The sequence below is a fragment of the Butyrivibrio proteoclasticus genome, assembly GCF_900115735.1.
In the GTDB taxonomy this organism is placed as follows: Bacteria; Bacillota; Clostridia; order Lachnospirales; family Lachnospiraceae; genus Butyrivibrio; species Butyrivibrio proteoclasticus_B.
The window spans coordinates 15527-37011 of sequence record NZ_FOXO01000029.1; the positions used below are offsets into that span (position 1 = coordinate 15527).

20 protein-coding genes and 1 tRNA gene are annotated in these 21485 nt (G+C 40.4%); 16 read left to right on the plus strand and 5 right to left on the minus strand.

The genetic code is table 11. The features are described from left to right. Positions 1 to 10 precede the first annotated feature (10 nt). The 3 genes from BM146_RS15005 (at position 11) to BM146_RS15020 (ending at position 3299) form a co-directional block, all read left to right on the plus strand. Positions 11 to 916: a tetratricopeptide repeat protein gene (locus BM146_RS15005; protein ID WP_083413584.1), complete on the plus strand. Its 906-nt coding sequence runs from the start codon at positions 11 to 13 to the stop codon at positions 914 to 916. A gap of 303 nt (positions 917 to 1219) precedes the next feature. Continuing rightward, positions 1220 to 2344 carry a tocopherol cyclase family protein gene (locus BM146_RS15015; RefSeq protein ID WP_074890779.1) on the plus strand — a complete coding sequence of 375 codons (1125 nt, stop codon included), beginning with the start codon at positions 1220 to 1222 and terminating at the stop codon, positions 2342 to 2344. 73 nt (positions 2345 to 2417) lie between these two features. Continuing rightward, on the plus strand, positions 2418 to 3299 hold the full coding sequence (locus tag BM146_RS15020; RefSeq protein WP_074890781.1) for a nucleoside hydrolase: 882 nt from the start codon (positions 2418 to 2420) through the stop codon (positions 3297 to 3299). 75 nt (positions 3300 to 3374) lie between these two features. On the opposite strand, the gene BM146_RS15025 is transcribed toward BM146_RS15020, so the two are convergent. From BM146_RS15025 to BM146_RS15040, 4 genes are all read right to left on the minus strand, one after another. Then, positions 3375 to 4166, minus strand: coding sequence for an ABC transporter permease subunit (locus BM146_RS15025; RefSeq protein WP_074890783.1), 792 nt, complete (start codon positions 4164 to 4166; stop codon positions 3375 to 3377). A gap of 2 nt (positions 4167 to 4168) precedes the next feature. Then, on the minus strand, positions 4169 to 4864 hold the full coding sequence (locus BM146_RS15030; RefSeq protein WP_074890786.1) for an ABC transporter ATP-binding protein: 696 nt from the start codon (positions 4862 to 4864) through the stop codon (positions 4169 to 4171). A gap of 96 nt (positions 4865 to 4960) precedes the next feature. Then, entirely contained in the window at positions 4961 to 5431 is a 471-nt protein-coding gene (locus BM146_RS15035; protein ID WP_074890789.1) for a DUF3021 family protein, read from the minus strand. Further along, entirely contained in the window at positions 5431 to 5871 is a 441-nt protein-coding gene (locus BM146_RS15040) for a LytTR family DNA-binding domain-containing protein (protein WP_074890803.1), read from the minus strand. Before BM146_RS15040 ends, BM146_RS15035 begins: the two co-directional genes overlap by 1 nt. Positions 5872 to 5997: 126 nt before the next feature. Here BM146_RS15040 and sfsA point away from each other — a divergent pair, with 126 nt between their 5' ends. From sfsA to BM146_RS15095, 11 genes are all read left to right on the plus strand, one after another. Next, on the plus strand, positions 5998 to 6681 hold the full coding sequence (gene sfsA, locus BM146_RS15045; RefSeq protein WP_074890806.1) for a DNA/RNA nuclease SfsA: 684 nt from the start codon (positions 5998 to 6000) through the stop codon (positions 6679 to 6681). Continuing rightward, positions 6678 to 7133, plus strand: coding sequence for a D-aminoacyl-tRNA deacylase (gene dtd / locus BM146_RS15050; RefSeq protein ID WP_074890808.1), 456 nt, complete (start codon positions 6678 to 6680; stop codon positions 7131 to 7133). The genes sfsA and dtd overlap by 4 nt, the downstream gene beginning before the upstream one ends. Positions 7134 to 7236: 103 nt before the next feature. Then, the gene (locus BM146_RS15055; protein WP_074890810.1) at positions 7237 to 8199 is read left to right on the plus strand and encodes a DMT family transporter; all 963 of its coding nucleotides are present in this window, start codon (positions 7237 to 7239) and stop codon (positions 8197 to 8199) included. Beyond that, complete coding sequence (locus BM146_RS15060; RefSeq protein ID WP_074890813.1) at positions 8178 to 8669, plus strand: NUDIX hydrolase; 492 nt, start codon at positions 8178 to 8180, stop codon at positions 8667 to 8669. Before BM146_RS15055 ends, BM146_RS15060 begins: the two co-directional genes overlap by 22 nt. A gap of 77 nt (positions 8670 to 8746) precedes the next feature. Beyond that, positions 8747 to 9172, plus strand: a complete 426-nt coding sequence (locus BM146_RS15065) for an HIT family protein (RefSeq protein WP_074890857.1) — start codon at positions 8747 to 8749, stop codon at positions 9170 to 9172. A gap of 47 nt (positions 9173 to 9219) precedes the next feature. Further along, on the plus strand, positions 9220 to 10659 hold the full coding sequence (locus BM146_RS15070) for an MATE family efflux transporter (protein WP_083413585.1): 1440 nt from the start codon (positions 9220 to 9222) through the stop codon (positions 10657 to 10659). Positions 10660 to 10807: 148 nt separating this feature from the next. Then, positions 10808 to 12136, plus strand: a complete 1329-nt coding sequence (locus BM146_RS15075; protein WP_074890816.1) for a replication-associated recombination protein A — start codon at positions 10808 to 10810, stop codon at positions 12134 to 12136. Positions 12137 to 12144: 8 nt separating this feature from the next. Then, positions 12145 to 13947, plus strand: a complete 1803-nt coding sequence (locus BM146_RS15080) for a DUF5722 domain-containing protein (RefSeq protein WP_074890819.1) — start codon at positions 12145 to 12147, stop codon at positions 13945 to 13947. A gap of 13 nt (positions 13948 to 13960) precedes the next feature. Continuing rightward, a complete protein-coding gene (locus BM146_RS15085; RefSeq protein ID WP_074890821.1) occupies positions 13961 to 15109 on the plus strand; it encodes an NAD(P)-dependent malic enzyme in 1149 nt (382 codons plus the stop codon). Positions 15110 to 15118: 9 nt separating this feature from the next. Then, positions 15119 to 15649, plus strand: a complete 531-nt coding sequence (locus BM146_RS15090; protein ID WP_074890823.1) for a DUF4364 family protein — start codon at positions 15119 to 15121, stop codon at positions 15647 to 15649. Positions 15650 to 15702: 53 nt separating this feature from the next. Continuing rightward, positions 15703 to 15775 (plus strand) — tRNA-Thr (locus BM146_RS15095). Between the two features lie 76 nt (positions 15776 to 15851). On the opposite strand, the gene BM146_RS15100 is transcribed toward BM146_RS15095, so the two are convergent. After that, complete coding sequence (locus BM146_RS15100; RefSeq protein WP_074890825.1) at positions 15852 to 17540, minus strand: sensor domain-containing diguanylate cyclase; 1689 nt, start codon at positions 17538 to 17540, stop codon at positions 15852 to 15854. Positions 17541 to 17760: 220 nt separating this feature from the next. Between BM146_RS15100 and BM146_RS15105 the strand changes: the two genes are divergently transcribed. Together BM146_RS15105 and BM146_RS15110 are read left to right on the plus strand one after the other, a co-directional pair. Beyond that, complete coding sequence (locus BM146_RS15105) at positions 17761 to 19542, plus strand: ABC transporter ATP-binding protein (protein ID WP_074890827.1); 1782 nt, start codon at positions 17761 to 17763, stop codon at positions 19540 to 19542. A 142-nt stretch (positions 19543 to 19684) separates the two neighbouring features. Further along, positions 19685 to 21469, plus strand: coding sequence for an ABC transporter ATP-binding protein (locus tag BM146_RS15110; RefSeq protein ID WP_074890830.1), 1785 nt, complete (start codon positions 19685 to 19687; stop codon positions 21467 to 21469). The last annotated feature ends 16 nt before the right edge of the window (positions 21470 to 21485 follow it).

A 21485-nucleotide genomic window follows, 5' to 3' on the forward strand; every position in this document is an offset into this window, starting at 1 on the left:
GTAACAAACAGTGAGTAGAGAAACAGAAAAAGTATTAAAAGAGATGAATAAGTTTCTGGAGGAGCATGCAGATGATAATATGAGTCAGGAGGAGTTTAGCAAGTTCTTAAATGAGCATATGATGCAGATAAATAGCAAGCCAATTGAGAAGATTACAGAAAAATCGGCAAAAACTTCTGACGATTTTCTTGAACTTGCATATGAGGCAGACAGTGAAGCAAAGGCAATCAGTTATGTAAAAAAAGCTATAGCTCTTGATGAGGATAATCTTGATGCTATTGGCCTCAGGATTGAACTTACTGCAAGGGATACTATTGATGCCTTAAAGCAATATGAGAAGGCAGTCGCTCATGGCACAAAAGTCATGGAGAAAAGAGGGTTTCTAAAGGATAGTGTTGGGCGCTTCTGGGGAGTCTTAGAGACTAGACCTTATATGAGACTACGATCAAGTTACGCGGATATACTTATTGAGTGTTCAATGTTCAAGAAGGCAATTGGCGAATATGAGGACATGATAAGGCTCAATGAAAATGACAATCTGGGTAAGAGATTTACTCTTATGCATTTATACGCTCTTTTGGAGATGGAAGATGAGGCCTTGAATCTTCTTAAACAGTATGGTGAACATGATGAAACACCGATGATATTCCCGCTTTCAATTCTTTACTTCAAGATGGGCGATTTAAAAAATGCTGAAGCTTATCTTAAAAGGTCAGCAAAGGCTAACAAAGATACTAAAAAATTCATCAAGTCAGTTATAAATGAAACCTGGCAGAGGGAAGTAGAAAAGATGAATGATTATGGGTATCGCCCGTTCAGCATAGAAGAATATGTGACGGAGATGCTTGAAAACAGTTTCCTTTTTAAGAATTGCAGCGCATATTTTCTTTGGGCTGCCGATGTGATGAAAATATAAAAGATCAGGGTCGGCAGTTGTCGACCCTTCTATTGATAAATCAGACATAACCGAATTACCACCTGTTTTTCGCCACATCTTTTCTCAGATACAGATTTCCTTTCACATTTTCCTTAAACGGAGAAAGCTGGTTTTCTTTGACAATGTATGCGAGGTTCTGGCGGGAGCATTCAAGGATCTCGCAGCTTGAAGACGTATCTTCAAGATTGTTTTTGGCAAAAGCAAGAAAATCATCATATTTACGCTTGTAGCTTGTAAGTGAGGATTTGAAAAAATAAAGATAGAAAACGGAAAGGCTAACCAGTGTTTAACAGATCAGACATAACCAGAAATCAGTGCCAACTCTTTGGTGGCCAGGCAAAGCTTGGGTACGATTGGTGGTGGCACTCTTTTACTGCAATAGATAGTGAGACGGGCGAAGAAAAGCCGTTTTTTATAGAGTTCTTTTTATGTAATCCTGCCTGTGGAGGGGCTGAACCAGTACTTGGGCAGCTTCCTGCGAATAGAGTGAAAGGTGTGAAGCCTTCATACCTTATGGTTAAGGCTGGTTGCTGGGGCGAAGGAGCCAGACAGATCCATAATTTCTATGGCTGGGAAAAGATTGATGTGGACATGGGAGTCCCTTTTTCAATAAAGGCAGGAGAGTGCTTTCTTACAGAGAATAAAACCTGGGGAAAAGTGAGTTTATCTGAGGAAGAAGTGGATAAGCATCCTGAGTATATGTCGGGAAGTGGAGAACTTTCATGGAATCTCACAATAAATAAGAAAATCGCCTTTAATGTGGGATACGGAGCAGGTAATCTTTTTAGAAAGCTTCAGCTTTTTGAGATGTTCTGGCACGCGGAGGGCATGAAGACTGAGTACTCAGGTGAGGTGAGTTTAGATGGGCACAAGTACACTGTTGATCCGAAGACCTGCTATGGATATGCTGACAAGAACTGGGGAAAAGATTTTACGTCTCCCTGGGTATGGTTATCATCTAACAATCTTACAAGTAAGCGGTCTGGCAAAAAACTTGAAAACAGTGTGTTTGATATAGGTGGTGGAAGACCAAAGGTTGGACCTTTTGCATTGGACAGAAAGCTTCTTTCAGCCTATTGGTATGAAGGAAAGTCATATGAGTTCAATTTCTCAAAATTTTGGACATTTACCAGAACAAAGTTTGAGTCTTCGGAAACGGAGGATGAAATAATCTGGCATGTTGAGCAAAAGACTTGGACAAACCGGATGGTTACTGACATAACATGCAAGAAAAAAGACATGCTCCTTGTGAACTACGAAGCTCCAAATGGCAAGAAACTTCACAACCGTCTTTGGAACGGCGGCAACGGAAAGGGCACAGTAATGCTTTTTCACTGCGGGAAGCTTGTCGACGAAGTTATCTGTGAGAATGTCGGCTGTGAGTATGGGGAATATGATCAGCGATAATGAAGATTTTAGAATCTATTTGACGCGCGTCAAATAATCTATCGGGCAAATACAGTTTTTGGGGGAAAACAAAATGGGAATACAGTACAAAGTTCCAGACTACAAGAAAATCAGAGTCATAATCGACACGGATGCAGCCTGCGAGGCTGATGATCCATTTGCAATTGTTCATGGGCTTCTCAGTCCTAAGCTCATTGTCAGAGCCATAGCGGCAGAGCATTTTAAGGTAAAAGACTCAGAACAAAGAAGCTACAAAGAGATAGAGACAATTCTTGATGCTATGGATTTATCAGTTCCGGTGCTTCACGGTCAAAAGGGACCATTAAGTGAGGATAAGGAAGTTTCAGAAGCTTCAAAATTTATAATTGATGAAGCCTTGAGGGATGAGCCCAATCCTTTATTTGTTCTGTGTCAGGGCGCTATAACAAACGTTGCTAAGGCCCTTCAAACCTGTCCTGAGATAAAAGACAAAATGACGATAGTCTGGATAGGAACTCATGGTGAGGCACCGTGCAAGGCGCCGTTTACTGAGTTTAATTCAGTAAATGACATAGAGGCCGCCAACTATGTGCTCCAGAGCGGAGCCAATATCTGGCTTATTCCTTCACATGTATACATTACAGTAAATATAGGTCTTGCAGAGATTGAGCGCCGTATAAAGCCATGCGGAAGAATAGGAGAGCACCTTTACACTCAGATGACTGAATACAATATGTCCGAGGCAGCAGGCTGGACTCAGGGAGAGAGCTGGTCTCTTGGCGATTCTCCAGCTATTGCAGTGACCATTAATCCCGGATGTGGCCACTATCACACGGCCAAGGCACCGCTGGTGCTGGATGATACTTCATCTGCAGTAAAAGATGACAATCCGGACATCAGAATATACACAGATGTGGATTCAAGGTACATTATTGAGGACCTTATCGCAAAGCTGGAGTTGTTCTCGGAGTGTTGATTTTTGAAGGAAGTTATGAATAAGACAGCTATGAGTAAAAGTATCTGCTCATAGCTGTCTTTTATACGTCATTTCTCAGGACGCCAGATCTCTTTTGTTATAGTACCAGAAAGCAAACAGTACTCCACAAATCAAAACGCCACAGGCAACGACAATTCCGGTCACCGGAAGCTCAGCCTCAGTAAATATCTCCGAAGCATTTGCATAGGAAAAGGGCCCGATGAACAAATATTTCTTTAAATCAGGAATAACCCTGCCCATTACATCGTAGGCGTAGAACAAAAGAGCCATCCCAAGGCCTAGTCCCATCCTGTTTTTTCCGGTGAGAGATGAGAGCGCAAGGCATATTCCGGCCACTTCCAGGTTCATAAGAAATTGCCTTACCATGAATGTGAAAAAGAGATCCAGAGGCATTTCTTCTCCCAGGAGTTTAAAGCCAAGAAGATAAAACAGAGTACATACAGTGGTAAAAAGCACCAGCATAATAGCAACGCACAGCGATTTGGCAGTAAGAATCCGATTCCTTGAAAGAGGAAGAGAAAAAAGAAATTCGCCTGTGTGGGCATCTTCCTCTTTTGAAATGATATTGATCGCGATGATTGCTGCAAACATACAGCTTCCAAGGCCGTGAACTGCGCCTATTTCAGTGGCAAAGTATCCTTTCAAGGTTGCGATGCTCAAAGTGCTCATTCCAAAGGCCTCTGAAAAGGCTCCCATATTAGAAAAGGCATCAGCCATATCCTTCATTTCACCTTCCATAGACTTATATAATAATATGCAGACGAGCCCGAGAGCACCCACGGACAGGCTCCATATCAGGAGATTTTTCAGATTAAGTAATAGCTCTCTTTTCAATACAGATCTCATTTTCATCCCTCCTCTTCTTCGTAGAAACTAAGGAACGTTTCATCATCTATATGCGGAGTTTCAAGCATTGTGAGTCTTCCTTCACGCATGATTGCGGCATTTTTGCAATACTTATCAACTTCTGATAACACATGAGTAGACAAAAGACAGGTGGCTCCCTGGGCAACATATTCATTTATAAGTTCAAAGAATTTCTTTTGCATAAGAGGATCGAGGCCTCCAGTGGGCTCGTCAAAGATAAAAAGGCGAGGCCTGTGTTGCATGGCGCAGACTATGCTGACTTTTTTTCTATTTCCAAGGGAGAGTTGTTTGATCTTTTTATGGGTGTCGACTTTCAATCTTTCACAGAGCTTGGCAGCTTCTTTACTGCAATCAAGCCTGCGGACATCTGCAGCGTATTTTATGACATCATTTACCTTCATGGAATCATAGAACCAGGCTTCTGAAGGCATATAGCCAACATTCTTTAAAATCTCCTCATGATCTTTTATGCTGTCCATCCCAAGTATTTTTATATTGCCTGAGTTTATCTTCAAAAAGCCCAGCATGGAGCGGATAGTAGTAGACTTTCCTGCACCATTAGGCCCAAGAAAACCGAAAATATCTCCTTTTTTTACGTTAAAAGAAACATCAATAACGCCTCTGCTTTTGCCATAGCTTTTAGTTAAATGACTTATCTCAATCACGTTTTCTTTCATAATGCACCTCCTCTTTGTAATTTATTCATAACAAAAATAAAAAACGGGAACAATAACTGTTCCCGTAAGGTGCACTATTTTACCGCTAACATTCACTTAATTATCCTCTTTTTTGTGTTCGGTCTGAAATAACTTTAAATCTTCGTTTAGCTTTTTGTCATCGATGATCCGCTTATACTTGTAAATCAAAAAAACACAGAAGTAAACAAGAAGAATGTAAGCTGCAAATATTAAAGTGACAAGCAGATTTTTATTAAACCAGTTAAAAATCCAGGATAGAAGACTGTAGACGATTGTACAAATGACCATTCCTGCTATTTCTTTTACCCTAAGAGAATCTGCTTCATCGAAGTTCCACAATAGGTATACCTGAATATAGCCAATAATATAGCAGGATAGGATCAGCTCTGTCATATGCAGAATGCTGGCATCATAGACGCCGTTTATCAATCTGAATACGCAGTAATAGAAAAGAAATGCAAAGAAGTAAAGGCATGCTTTAAATTCAATTCCTATTTCTTTTGTAAGGTACAATTCCCAAAGGGTTACTTTTTTCTTATTCTTCATCATCTGCCTCCTTTCAAAAGACGCCTGAAATCAGATGCATATCTTCTTGAAATGATGATATGTTCACCACTTTCCAAGGTCGCGTCTATCCTGTTTGAAGACAGGCTCTTTAAGGATTTTACCTTGTTGACATTAATGACCATGGATTTGCTGCATCTGAAAAAGGCTTCATCGCAGATTTCTGTGATAAAAGAGTTGAGAGTTCCGTCCAAACGAACGACCTTATTTCCTGTGTAAGCAAAGAGCTTATCATCAACGGATTCCAAGTAGAGGATACTTGAAATGCTGATGTTTACAGTCTCTGTATCGGCCTTGCCCCAAAGCTTGTTTTCCGATTTTTCCAGAATTCCGATTATTCTTTTTAAATCCGGAGAAAGCGTCTTATACCTGATGATAACGCTCTCTTCGCCGGAATCGATCTTTTGAATGTCTATTTTCATGTGGCTGAAATTATCCTGATCATGAATTGCGATTATTTGTCTCAATTTTATTTTATCATAGCGGGAAAGTATCTTGAATTACTTAATTACTGGTCATTAGCTACAAAGTAATGTTAAAATCAGCTTATGACTTACAAAAATATTGTAGAAGCAAAATTCATATCAAGACCAAACAGGTTCATTGCCATAGTGAGCGTATATGACGATGAGATCAAGGTACATGTAAAGAACACCGGAAGATGCAAAGAGCTGCTGATACCGGGATGCACGGTGTATCTTGAAAAGGCAGAAAATCCAGAGAGAAAGACGCCTTATGATCTTGTTGCGGTAAAAAAAGACGGAAAGGTCATTAACATCGACTCCCAGGCTCCCAACAAAGTTGTTAAGGAATGGCTTGAAAGCGTAGGAAAGTACAGTAAAGTGCAGCCTGAGTACAAGTATGGAAATTCCAGAATTGACTTTTATATGGAAAAAGAAGTATTGGAATCAATCCAGCCCTTTCTCATGGAAGTTAAAGGCTGCACGCTTTTTAAGGATGGAATAGGGTATTTTCCTGATGCACCGACGGAGCGCGGAACCAAGCATTTAAAAGAGCTGACTATGGCCTTGGAAAAAGGAATAAAAACCAGAGTGGCTTTTGTTATTCAGGGAGAGGGAATCAGTGAAGTCAGACCAAATGAGGAGACTGACCCTGAATTTGCAAAGGCGTTCTATGAGGCGAAAAAAGCCGGAGTTGAGATTGTTTTTTATTTGTGTGAAGTGACACCTGACACACTAAAGATCGTGTCGGAAAAGGGAGGAACAGTATGAGAGCAGTTGTTACAAGGGTTCTCTCAGCATCAGTTACAATAGATGGAGAGAAGTATTCAGAAATCGGAAAGGGCTTCATGGTTCTTTTAGGAGTCCATAGGAACGATACAAAAGAAATTGCGGTAAAAATTGCAGATAAGATCTGCGGCCTCAGAGTATTTGAGGATGAGAATGGCAAGATGAATGTTAATCCAAAAGACGCAGGCGCTCAGATACTAATTGTCAGTCAGTTCACTCTTTATGCGGATTGCAAGTCAAGGCGTCCGGGCTTTACAGATGCCGCAAGACCTGAAATATCAAATCCACTTTATGAGCTTGTAGTGGAAGAGTGCAGGAACAGAGGCTTTGAAGTTAAGACGGGCGTCTTTGGCGCTTATATGAAGGTTGAGTCAATAAATGACGGACCTGTGACAATACTTCTTGACAGCGACGAGCTATATTCAAAAGGGTGAATAATTAGAATTGATATTTGTTAATGCTAAGATTATGCTATAGTTATTTCTTGTCATTTTCTTGTATAATGAACTTCATATGCTATATGGAGGAAATTGAAAAATGACAGAAAACAAGAATTCATTTTGGACATTTGCGCCGGTTGTTGTGCTGGTGGCCATATTTTGCTGTGTGTTGTGGGGAAGTGCATCACCAGCCATCAAGATTGCTTATGAATTATTCAAAATAGATGCGAGCGATACGCCATCAAGGCTTGTACTTGCAGGCGCAAGGTTTATGCTTGCGGGTGTTATGACCATATTTTTTGGCTCAATACTGGCCAAAAAGCCTTTGATACCGCAGAAAGATTCATTGAAATACATTGTGATACTCTCACTTTTTCAGACTATCGGTCAGTACTATTTCTTTTTTATGTCACTGGCTAATACATCAGGAGTAAGAGGCTCTATCATCAATGCTTCAGGCAATTTCCTGGCTCCGCTTTTTGCAATTTTTCTATTTAAACTTGAGAAGGTTTCAGCCAAAAAACTCATCGGCTGCGCCACAGGCTTTCTTGGAATAATCATGTTCTTTGGCGGCGCAGGAGCTTTGGTGAGCGGAGCGCCGATGACTTTAAAAGGTGAGGGCGCGATGCTTGCAGCAGCTTTTTTCTATGCTATATCAGGTTGCAGTATCAAGATCTTTTCAAAGCATGAGAATCCTGTTATCCTCAGTGGTTATCAGTTCTTTTTAGGCGGTGCAGTTCTTTTTATCATTGGACTTATGCTTGGAGGGAGCCTTAATTTCTACAGTACAGGCTGTTATCTTAACCTGATCTACATGGGCTTTATTTCCGCAGGAGCATACACACTTTGGGGAGTTCTTCTTAAATACAATCCGGTCAGCAAGGTTTCAGTGTTGGGATTTGTTAATCCGATAATGGGAGTTTTGCTGTCAGCATTTTTCCTGGGAGAAGGGCAGGAGGCGCTGTCAGTTGCAAGCATTGTGGCACTTTTACTTGTTTCAGCAGGAATTATAATAGTAAATTATGAGAGGTCAAAGAAATGGCGAGAAGAGAAGGCTTAACGACTCTTTGTTATCTTGAAAGAGACGACAAATACTTAATGCTTCACAGAGTATCAAAAAAGAATGATATTAGTAAAGACAAGTGGATCGGCGTTGGCGGGCACTTTGAGGATGATGAAAGCCCTGAAGAATGTATAAAAAGAGAAATTCTTGAGGAGACAGGATATGATGTTCCGCTTGAAAGTTTGGAATATCGTGCAATAATCACATTCATTTCACAAAAAGGTGACTATGAGCTTATGTCTTTATTTACTGCCAAAGCACCTGACGGTGAGCCAAAAGATTGCGATGAAGGAGTGCTCACATGGGTAGAGAAGGATAAGCTTTTTGACCTTAACCTCTGGGAAGGGGACAAGATATTTTTCAGACTCATGGAAAAAAGTCATGATTTCTTTTCACTGAAAATGGTATATGATAGAGAAGACAATCTCATTGAGGCAGTTCTCAATGGTAAAAAGATGCAGTTGTAAGAATGTGTATTGCTGATGCGATGCCGGAGTTATTCACAGACAACTTGTCAGAAAAAACGATTTTGGAGGATAAAAAGATGGTAAAAGATAATAATTGTGGATACTGTGTTGGTGGAGAGCCACTTGCAAAATTTGGTATAAAGATCTGTGACCTTGAGGTCAGCCAGCTTATTCTTTTTAAAGAGCAGAGCCATCCGGGAAGATGCATTGTGGCTTACAAGGATCATGTCAGTGAGATAGTTGATATCTCAGATGCAGAAAGAGATGCATTTTTCAGAGATGTAAACAGAGCATCCAAGGCTATACATAAAGCCTTTAACCCTGACAAAGTAAACTATGGCGCATATGGCGATACAGGCTGCCATCTTCACATGCATCTTGTACCAAAGTACAAGGACGAATTTGAGTGGGGCGGAGTTTTTGAAATGAACCCTGGCAAGAAGTTCCTTACAGATGCAGAATATGACGAAATGATAAGCAAAATAAAGGAAAATCTGGAGTAAAGCTGCATAAAAAGTAGGCAGCCACTTCAGTTAATAAGGAAATACTTATGACTACCTACGAAACAAGTAACAGAGAAGAAGCAATAAAATACAAATTTACTTTGCGCGAATGCCTTGTCGGAGACAGGGCATTCTATCGCAGGGCAGCAATGATAGTTGCCCCGATGATCATACAAAACACGCTATCTAATGTTGTAGGACTTTTGGATAACGTGATGGTTGGACAGGTCGGGACCCTTCCAATGTCGGCAGTAGCTATTGTCAATCAGCTGCTGTTTATTTTCTATCTGTGCATATGGGGTTCTCTTGCCGGTGCCGGAATTTTCAGCACACAGTTCTTTGGAAAAGGAGATATGGATGGCGTCAGATATTCCATTAGATTTAAGCTGATGGATGCGGTCGTTATCTGCGCTATAGCAGTAACGTTCCTTTTTCTGGCAAAAGAAAATCTGATATCCCTTTACATTTCTTCCGGCACTGCAGACGCAGACAGGGCTGCCACTTTGGCTTATGCCACATCGTACCTTGATATAATGCTTGTGGGACTTATCCCTTTTAGCCTGACACAGGTCTATGCAAGCGCCATGCGAGAGTCAGGAAAGACAACACTTCCAATGATCGCAGGTATGACAGCGATGCTTGTGAATTTTGTGTTCAATGCACTTCTTATTTTTGGACTTTTTGGTCTTCCCAAAATGGGAGTAATGGGTGCGGCAACTGCAACGGTCATTTCCAGGTTTACAGAGCTTTTTATCGTGATGACAGGCGCACACAGGAAAAACTCAAGGTATCCTTTCTTTAAGGGCGTTTTCAGAAGCCTTTATGTACCTTTTAATCTGGTAAGAACAATACTTGTTAAATCACTTCCGCTTCTTTGTAATGAGTTTTTATGGAGCCTTGCTCAGGCGACACTATTGCAGGCATATTCCGTAAGGGGGATAGCTGTAATAGCAGCTATGAATATAAGCGGAACGGTATCACAGATATTTAACGAGGTCTTTTTATCAATTGGTAATTCCACGGGGATCATTGTGGGACAGGAACTTGGTGCAGATAAGCTCGTATCTGCCCGCAGGACTGCATGGAGAATGGCGTCACTTTGCGTGGCTTCTACTTTTGTGATGGGAACACTGCTTGCAATCGCAGCTCCTATAATCCCTCAGATTTACAATACTGAACCGGAGATAAGACAGCTCGCCACCAGATTTATATGGGTTGTTGCCATTTGTATGCCTATCAATTCCTATGCGAACGTGTCTTATTTCACTCTTCGTTCAGGTGGAAAGACAGCAGTTACATTTGTATTTGACAGTTGCTTTGCATGGGTTATAACCGTACCGGCAGCCTATATCCTTTCTCGTTTTACAAATCTTCCGGTACTTAGCATATTTATGATGGTTTCAGCTCTTGAGCTGTTGAAATGTACAATCGGATTTCTTTTGGTACGAAGCGGAGTATGGGTCCGCAATATAGTTAAACACGCTTGATTTATAGTGCACAATCTTTTATGTCTTTTGGTGGAAAACTTAGTAAAAGATTGTGCAATTTGTGTATATATCCTCTTTATTTTTATGGGCAAAAATTGTAGAATAATATAGTCTGTCTACAAATATAAAGAAGAGTAACGAAGCATTTATGGATCTGTTTGAATATATGAGAGAAAACAATTATGAGAAGGAATCGCCGCTTGCCGCCAGGATGCGCCCGAGGACCCTTGATGAAGTAGTGGGTCAGCAGCACATTATCGCTAAAGACAAGCTTCTTTATCGTGCGATTTTGGCAGATAAGTTAAGTTCTATCATTTTGTATGGCCCGCCGGGAACAGGTAAAACTACTCTGGCTAAGGTCATAGCAGGTACCACAAAGGCTGATTTTACTCAGATAAATGCCACCATAGCCGGTAAAAAGGATATGGAGGAAGTTGTACAAAAGGCCAAGGACAATCTTGGAATGTATGGCAAAAAGACAATTCTTTTCATAGACGAGATTCATAGATTTAATAAGGGTCAGCAGGATTATCTTTTACCATTTGTTGAGGATGGAACGGTAATACTTATTGGGGCTACAACTGAGAATCCTTATTTTGAAGTGAATGGAGCTCTTATTTCAAGGTCTGTTATTTTTGAGCTTAAACCGCTTGGAACAGATGATATAAAAGAGCTGCTGGGTAGAGCTGTTACTGATAAAGAACGTGGAATGGGAGCTTACAAGGCAGTTTTGGAGGATGATGCGGCTGATTTTTTGGCAGATCTGGCTGATGGAGATGCCAGGCATGCATTGAATGCTCTTGAACTTGGAATTCTCACAACTGAAAGAAGTGAAGATGGACTTATTCATATCACTAAAGAGGTTGCAGAGGAGTGTATTCAGAAAAAAGTTGCCAGATATGACAAGGATGGTGATAACCATTATGATACAATCTCTGCCTTTATAAAGAGTATGAGAGGGTCAGATCCTGATGCAGCGGTTTACTATCTTGCACGAATGTTGAATGCAGGAGAGGATCCCAAGTTTATAGTAAGACGCATGATGGTATGTGCTTCTGAAGATGTGGGTAATGCAGATCCACAGGCACTTCAGGTGGCAGTAGCAGCATCTCTTGCTGTTGAAAGGCTTGGAATGCCTGAAGCCAGGATCACACTTGCCCAGGCTGCAAGCTATATAGCTACAGCGCCAAAGAGTAATTCGTCGATTGTTGCAATCGACAGCGCGATGAGCACAGTTACAGAAACAGGCAATCTTCCGATACCACCGCATCTTCAGGATGCTCATTACAAATCAGCATCCAAGCTGGGGCACGGTATTGGTTACAAATATGCCCATGATTATCCTGATCACTATGTTAAACAACAGTATTTGCCGTATGAGCTTAATGGCAAGGAGTTCTATAGCCCTTCAGGAAACGGCTATGAGCTCAAGATAAAAGATCACATGAGAAAGCTCAAAAACAGAGAAGATAACTAAGGGGTTACATGGATAAAAAGAAACGCAGGCTTCGCGCAGGGAGGAAAGCCCGTCACAATAGAAAGTTAATAATTCTTACAGGAATAGGCGTAGTTGTTGCGGTTTTATTCGTTGTAGCAATGATTATGTGGCTTTTTATCAGTACAGGAAGGGGTTCTGATGAGAAGCAGGATGAAGCACTATATCAGGCTTCAATCGAGCAGACTTCAATCAGCGAAATCGTGTATGTTCAGGAAAGCATCGTTGATACAATTGTAAGTGGTGGAAAAAGAGTATCCAAGTCCCTTTCTGAAAGACCTGAGACTGTGGAAGTTACAGCGGAAGATGCTGCGGAATTTGGCGATATAGAGTGCCAGATTGTAGGAACATCTAATGTTGAAGTTAATATTACTTCTGATGGTATTCCTGCCAGCGATGATAAGTATTATTATCTTTTTGAGATGCCTACCTATGAGGATGGTATTGCAGAAGATGCAGAGCCTCTTTCAAAGATATATAAGGGAGATGACGCTTCTTTTACCATAAAGCTTAACAAAGGACTTTCAAACACGAGACTCTTTTCGAAATTTGCTGTTGCTGTAAAGATGGAAGATCAGTATGTTCAGGTCGCGCATGCCAAGTACATCACAAATCCTGGAGAATGTGCAGGATATTATTATGATAGTATGGATCATGATTCTATTAAAGGTCTTTTACCATATCCACTTCGTCTTGATGAACTTTCTGACCTTGGAGTTAACTATTGCGCTTATAATATTCCTCTTTCACATATACTTACCACATCAGGGGGAATTGCATATTCATATGGCGGCGTGACATATCACTTCAATGCCAGGATCATAAATGATTACGATACATTGTTTAAAAAGCTTAATTCCATGGGCATAGATATAGCGGCAATCATTTTGAATGATGCAAGTACCTCAGCTTATCCAGAGATTACTCATCCCAGTGCGCGAAGTGGCTCGACGGCTCCATACTACATGTTTAATGCTGCTGATGAGAGCGGTGTAAAGGCGCTTGCTGCTATTGGAAGTTTCCTTGCAGGCAGATATTCAGGTTCAGGCCACGGCAATGTCAGCATGTGGATTATTGCCAATGAGGTCAACGCCAGAAAAGAATACAATTACATGTCTTATACAGATGTGAATACTTATACTGCGGCCTTCACAAGGGCTTTCAGAGTATTTTATAACGCTATAAAGAGTCAGAATGCAGGTGCACTTGTGTATATTCCATTGGATCAGAGATGGACCTATAATACAGAGAGCACCGGAGATTATGATGCTAAGGATGTCCTTGATATTTTTGCTTCTTCTATAAATGATTATGGCAATATTGACTGGGGACTTGCAGCGCATCCATATTCTTTTCCTAATGATAATACTGCATTTTGGAAGACATCCAAGTATGTTAACCATACTGAGTCAACACCTTGTATCACAATGGAGAATATTGAGGTTTTGACCAATTACATGCAAAAAACAAATATGCTTAACCCGGATGGTGATGTCAGATCTATTATTTTAAGTGAAATCGGCTATTCATCTACACAGGGTGAGAACATTCAGGCGGCTGCATTTGCTTATGCCTATACCAAGATGGTTCAAAATGGCTATATTGATGCTCTCATGTTGTCGAGACAGGTTGATGCGCCAGAAGAAATTGCGGCGCTTGGTCTTGCTCTTGGACTGGAAACTTCAAGTGGTTCACCAAAACATTTATACTTTGTTTTCAAATATATCGATGATCCTGATAAAAGAGATGAAGTATGCGCATTTGCTTACGATATAATAGGAAAGAAGTTTTAGGAGGAGCATTACTATGACAAACGCTGAGAAAGCACTTGAAATGCATGAAAAATGGCAGGGGAAACTTGAGATAGTTTCTAAAGCTAAGGTTAATTCCAAAGAAGATCTGGCTGTATGTTATACACCGGGAGTGGCAGAACCTTGTAAGCTTATTGCTAAAGACAAGAGCCTTGCCTACAAATATACTATTAAGTCTAACACTATTGCTGTCGTTTCTGATGGCAGTGCGGTTTTGGGACTTGGAAACATTGGACCTCATGCAGCAATGCCTGTTATGGAAGGTAAGGCAGTGCTTTTTAAGGAGTTTGGAGGAGTTAATGCAATTCCTATTTGTCTTGATACTCAGGATACAGAAGAGATTATTAAGGCTGTTACATATCTTGCGCCAGGGTTTGGCGGGATAAATCTTGAGGATATTTCAGCACCAAGATGCTTTGAAATAGAGGAGAGATTAAAAGAAAAGCTTGATATTCCGGTCTTTCATGATGATCAGCATGGAACAGCAATTGTTGTTCTTGCAGGTATTATAAATGCTTTGAAAGTAGTAGGGAAAAAGAAAGAGGAATGTAAAGTAGTAGTTAACGGTGCCGGAAGTGCTGGAATTGCTATAACAAAACTTTTGCTTACCTATGGTTTTAAAAATGTTACAATGTGTGATAAGTCAGGAATTCTTTCCAAGGCATCAGCTGATCTTAACTGGATGCAGGAAAAGATGATGGATGTTACAAATCTTGAGCAGAATACCGGAACACTTGCTGACGCTTTAAAGGGAGCTGATATATTTGTTGGTGTATCTGCACCTGGAATTGTCACCAAAGAAATGGCTCAGGAAATGAATGATGGAGCTATAATGTTTGCTATGGCAAACCCTGTTCCTGAGATTATGCCTGACCTTGCAAAGGAAGCAGGAGTAAGAGTTATAGGTACAGGACGAAGTGACTTCCCTAATCAGGTAAATAACGTGCTTGTTTTCCCCGGAATCTTTAAGGGGGCTCTTGAGGGCGGAGCTAAACATATTACTGATGAGATGAAGCTTGCTGCTGCAAAGGCATTGGCAAGTCTCGTCCCTGAAAATGAACTTAATGAAGAGAACATACTTCCTGCAGCATTTGACCCAAGATGTGCGGAAGTTGTTTCGAAAGCAGTAAAAGAACTTATTTAATTTGGAGGTATGAGCGTGAGCTCAAGGTATCTTACTTTATACAAGATGATTGTTCTGTACATGTTAAAGAGGTGTGAAGTGCCTCTTAGCAAGTCACAGATTTATGATTTTATACTGGAAAAAGAATATACGACATTCTTAACTTTACAGGAAGTTTTTGCAGAGATGGCTTCGTCGGATCTTATAAAAGAAAAAACGGTTGCCAATAGGACTTATCTGGAAATAACAGAGGAGGGAGAAGAAGCCCTTAAGTTTTTCGGTAACAGGATCAATCCTTCTATTAAATCTCAGATTGATGATTACTTAAAAGCCAACAGTATGAAGCTTAGAAGTGAGGGCTCAATAATCGGAGATTATCAGAAGACCGGAGAGAATGAGTATACAGCCCGTGTTATTGCAAGAGAGAGCGGGCATACTCTTATAGATATCCAGATTCCGGTGCCGACAGAGGAAATGGCTCAGGCTATTTGCAGGAACTGGCTTGAAAAGAATCAGGAAGTATATCAGTTTTTGATTAATAATTTAATGTTTGATGAGTGATTGACTTAACTGTTATCACTTGCTATAATAACATTCGTGGCTAAATTGCCCAAGCTGTTGTAGCACAGTCGGTAGTGCGTCGCATTGGTAGTGCGGAGGTCACGGGTTCGATTCCCGTCAGCAGCTGTAAATGTTAAAACCCATCGGATAATATATCCGGTGGGTTTTGCTATATGTATATTTCTAAAATGCTGATTCTATTTTAGTTTTGTTCGTTATTGTTCTGGCCTCGCCTGTCATAGCCTGTCTTTTCGTAGAAGGCTTTTTTATCCTCGTACATGTTGTTGTCGGCAATCTTGGCGAGATCTTCTATGTTACAGTGAGGATTTTCTCTGACTGTGGCATATCCAAGGGCGATACTGATTCCCTTAACGTATTCTCCATGCCAGTGCTCAAGCTGTGTTCTTAAGTAGCTGATTCTTTTTTCAAGTTCATTCCTATTTGCGATTATCAAAATGGCAAATTCATCACCGCCAAGTCTTGAAAGGGTGCTGGTAGAGGATGAAGAAAATGCAAGTTTAAGGCATGTTGCAGTTCCTTTTAACAGCTCATCCCCGGCGTCATGACCTAAGGTGTCATTGTAGTATTTAAGTCTGTTAACGTCTATGGCTATATAAGTAAGATCATTTGGAAGACGGTTCTTTTCATAGTCATCAGCAAGTGCGTAAAAATGCCTTCTGTTACCAATGCCTGTAAGCTGATCTGTATAGGCATCTATTTTGGCCTGTGCAAATTCTTTTTCTTCCTTTACGTTAAGGCCTATTCTTCTGTAAATGAGGCCAACCTGCACCATAATGTAGAGCATAAGAGCTATTATTATGAAAAAGATGTAGTTATAGCCTACATTGTCGATGTATTTAATAAGTGAGTATCCTGCCAGAATTATGAATATTCCATTAGCTACAGCTATTCCTGTTCTGCTTGAAAGCTTCTTTTCTTCTTTTACACTGGAATATGAGTAGTAGCCGACCATGACCATAACAATTATGTCAAGTACATGCGCTACGTAGACCAGCCATCCCCACTCGAAGATGTCGAATGACGCTAAAGTACAGGCAATCAGGATAACAATAGCAATAGCGCCATCAATTATATGATCGATCAGCTCTACACGTAGGAAGATGCATCTTGCGATTTCAAAGAACAAAAGAGGCATCAGCAAAAATGAGACTATAGTAAGGACTGAAAAGCCTGTCATATATCCAACCACAATGAAAGGAATCCTTGTCTCGTTTATGATCCACTGTCCTGCAACTATAGAAAAGGCTCCTGCATAGAAAAGGGCCTCAAATGAGAGCTTTCTGATAAGGTTAGCTCTTTTTAGGATAAATACAGTTGATACCAGCATCTCAAAAAAGCCGGTAACTGTGAAAAGGATAAACAGGACAACTGAGGGAACGTTGCTCCTTAACTGGGCAATAACGTACGCGGATCTGGTGGTTACAAAGGCTTCAGTGAGTTCTGAACCATAAAGGGATTCTTGAGGAGTAATCTTTACTTCGACTTTTTTTCCAGTGTATTCATATTCAAGTGGTACCCAGATTTCTTTTTTTCCAACATTGGTGGAATGACCAAATAATACATTGTTTCTTGACTCTAAGACTTCAGTTCCATCGATGAAAACAGAAAAACTTTCATAGTAGCACCGGATAACCAGGAGCTGATCGCCATATACTGTGGGAAGAGTGTTATTGATTGTGAAGGTTTCTTCGCTACTGAATGGAAAGGTAATGTACTTTCCATCTATTTTCCAATAGTCATTAAGAGAGACGGAATTTTCTCTGTAGTAATTATTGGATTCGTTGGAATAGCAAAAACCAAGACCAATAAATAAAAGAATAAAAAGTATGTAGGCAAATGCAATTATACGTCTTCTAAACCGCGTATCCATAGGCAATAATCTCCATATTTCTACTGATTATGATTATAACATGCACTATATACCGATAATTCTTATAATTTGATTAACAAAGAGATAAAAGAATAAAAACTGAGCAAAAAATGATAAGAAATCAGATTATTTTAGATTGAATTAGGTGTATCGGTAGAATACAATCAAGATTAGCAGAAACTTTTATTATTATTACTATTTGTTTAATGGGGTGGTTATTATGAAAAAGCGAAACTCGAAGTGGAAGTATCCCAGGACGAGACTGCAGTGGTTATGGGATAATATGGAAGGGTACAGAGCATTATATGTACTGGCGGTGATTGGCACAGTTGTCTACAATATGTTGCAACTGACTGTGCCATTTTTTTCTGCGCAAATTGTGGACAGATTTTTATCTGGTCCTGGTGCAAAAGAAAACCTTACAGGGCATCCGGATGAATTTATAAGACTTCTTGTTCTTATGATTGGCCTTACTGTACTTAGGTGCATTATAGTCTATTTTGACTGCATGGGGTATGAGTTTGTATCGCAGGCGGTTCTTTTTAAAGTCAGGAATTTCCTCTATGACAAAATCCAAAGACAGGATATGAAATTTTATAATACATATCGCACAGGTGATCTGATGACAAGGGTTACAGGTGACCTTGATGCTGTAAGACATATGGTAGCGTGGGTAGTAAGAATGGTAGTTGAAGCATTTTCACTTGTCACTGCAACTGCAATTTATTTTATTTATATGGATTGGAGACTGGCATTTAGCCTTCTGATTGTGGCTCCGCTCATTTTCTTTATCATATATGTATTTAAACTCTTGGTTGCGCCAATGCATGCGCTTCTTCGTGAAAAACTGGCATATATGAACACCGTTGCACAGGAAAATATAGCCGGAAACAGGGTGGTTAAGGCCTTTGCCAGAGAAAACTATGAAATAGAGAAATTTGACGAGTGTAACGCGGATTTCAGGGATACCAATAAAAAAACTGCTATGATATGGCTGCGTTTCTATCCTTTCGTTGAAACGCTTGCCAATGCCCTTGCGGTAATACTTCTTTTGGTGGGAGGCCTTTTCCTTATTCATGGCGATATGACAATGGGTGAGTATGTGGCTTTTTCAGGTCTTATTTGGGCTATAGCAAATCCTATGCGACAGCTTGGAAATGTCATGAATGAATTTCAGAGATTCTCGGCAGCATCTGCAAAGGTTATGGAAATCTATTATTCGGAAGCTGAGATCGTAGACGCTAAAGATGCTGTTGATAAGCCTGGAAGATTTGAAGGAAACATAGAGTTTAAAGATGTTTCTTTTCACTATGCAGACAATGATCTTCCGGTCCTGGAGCATATCTCTTTTACGGCTAAAAAAGGACAGACAATCGCAATCATGGGCGAGACCGGGTGTGGGAAAACTTCTCTTATCCATCTGATTCCGAGATTTTATGAGCCTTCAAGTGGTGAAATCCTTATTGATGGTGTAAATGTCAATAAATTAAAGTTGAATCAATTAAGAAAAAATATTGGTCTTGCTACACAGGATGTGCTTCTTTATTCTGATACGATTGATGGAAACATAGCTTATGGTGACAGCGAAATAAGTCGGGAAGAAGTTGTGCGATTTGCCAAGTATTCTGCAGCTTCCGACTTTATTGCCAAGATGCCTGAAGGCTATGAAACAATAGTAGGTGAGCGAGGTGTTGGCCTTTCAGGTGGTCAGAAGCAGAGAATATCTCTTGCGAGAGCTTTGGCTGTAAGACCATCAATTCTTATCCTTGATGACACAACTTCAGCTGTTGATCTTGAGACGGAAAAAGAAATCCAGGAGAGCCTTAGAAACCTCGATTTTGAGTGCACCAAGATAATCATTGCCCAGCGTATATCTACTACTAAAGATGCAGATCAGATACTTATTATGCAGCATGGAGAGATAACAGAGCGTGGAACTCACGAGGAACTCATAAAACTTGGCGGGTATTATGCAGAACTTGTGAAACTTCAAGCAGGCTGAGCTGAGAGCACTTAATGAGGCGCAGCCGAATTTAGTGCGAACGTTTTCCAGCGAACAAATATGAGAGCGGAACTTCATTAGAATTATACTTACAAATATCAAAGTACAGATAATACCGCAACTATAACCAGGAGATACGTACATGAGACGAAATACATATAAAGAAGATGAGATACTAGAAGAGCCCTTTGATATAAAACATCTGCTAAGGGCATCGGGATATATAAAAAAACATGCAGGAAAGATGGCGCTGGCCCTTATTTTTTCTGCACTTGGCGGAGCAGCAGCTCTTGTCAGCCCCATGATTGTACAGAAGGCTTTGGATGTGGCTATTCCAAAGGGGGATGAGACTCTGCTTTATAAACTTGTTATTGCTGCAGCACTTTTCTATGTATGCAGCGTTATCTTTACAACTTTGCGTTCACGAATAATGGTAAATGTGAGCCAGGATATTATTTACCAGATAAGAAGGGATCTTTTTGCGCATCTGCAAAAACTGCCATTTCAATACTATGATGACAGACCACATGGAAAGATTCTTGTAAGGGTGGTAAATTACGTCAACTCCGTTTCTGATATGCTTAGCAATGGTCTGATAAACGTTGTTCTTGAGATACTTAACCTGATTTTTATAGTTATATTTATGTTTGCAGTAGATGTTAAGCTCAGTTTTGTGGTTTTGGCGGGCGTGCCATTTCTCATGATATTCATGTTCTGGATAAAAAATAAGCAGAGGAAAGCCTGGCAGGCTGTGTCTAACAAGAATTCCAACTTAAACGCATATCTTCAGGAAAATATCGTTGGCGCAAGGATAACACAGATTTTTGCCAGAGAAGATGAAAATGCTGAGATATTCAAAGTCCTTTCTTCAAACTGCCAGAAGGCATGGATGAAAGCGGTAAGCTATTCAACCATGGTCTGGCCGGGAATTGATACAATTTCAGTTCTTGTAAGAGCTGCTATTTTCATGTTTGCTCTGATTGTCTTTTCCAAGGGTAACGAGTCACTTGGCGTGATTGTGGCTATCTCAAGCTATGCTTCCAGATTCTGGCAGCCTATTATGAACCTTGGAAATATCTTTAATAATTTTATCAACAATATGGCTTACCTTGAGAGAATTTTTGAAGCAATGGATGAGCCGGTAACTGTTGATGATGCGCCTGATGCTGTAGAAATGAAGAAGATGGTAGGTGAAGTAACTTTTGATCATGTGTCTTTTTCCTATGAGAAGGGAAAAGAAATTCTTCATGACGTATCTTTTAGCGTAAAACCGGGAGAAAGCATAGCGCTAGTTGGTCCGACAGGAGCAGGAAAGAGCACAATTGTGAGTCTTATCTCTAGATTTTATAATGTCGATAGTGGAAGAATACTTATTGATGGCCAGGATATTTCCAAGGTCACACTTCATTCTTTGAGATCCCAGATGGGAATCATGCTTCAGGACAGCTTCATTTTCTCAGGAACAATAGGGGATAATATCCGGTATGGAAAACTTGACGCTACTGAGGCAGATATAAGAAAAGCCAGCAGAGCAGTATGTGCCCATGACTTTATAAAAGTAATGCCTAAGGGATATAACACAGAGGTCAAAGAAAGAGGCGCACTCCTTTCACAGGGACAGAAACAGCTTTTGTCATTTGCAAGAACGCTTTTGGCAGATCCTGCAATATTGGTACTCGATGAAGCAACTTCAAGTATTGATGTTCAAACTGAAAAAGCGCTTCAGAGGGGCCTTGACACCATGCTCGAGGGAAGGACAAGTTTTATTATTGCACATAGACTGTCAACCGTTACAAAATGTGATAAAATAATGTATATAGACAATGGTGGAATAACTGAATGTGGAAGTCATGATGAGCTTATGGCCCGTAAGGGAGCTTACTATCATCTGTTTACTGCACAGATGGAAGGTATGGAAGCGGTGTAAAGGTGAATGAAATTTG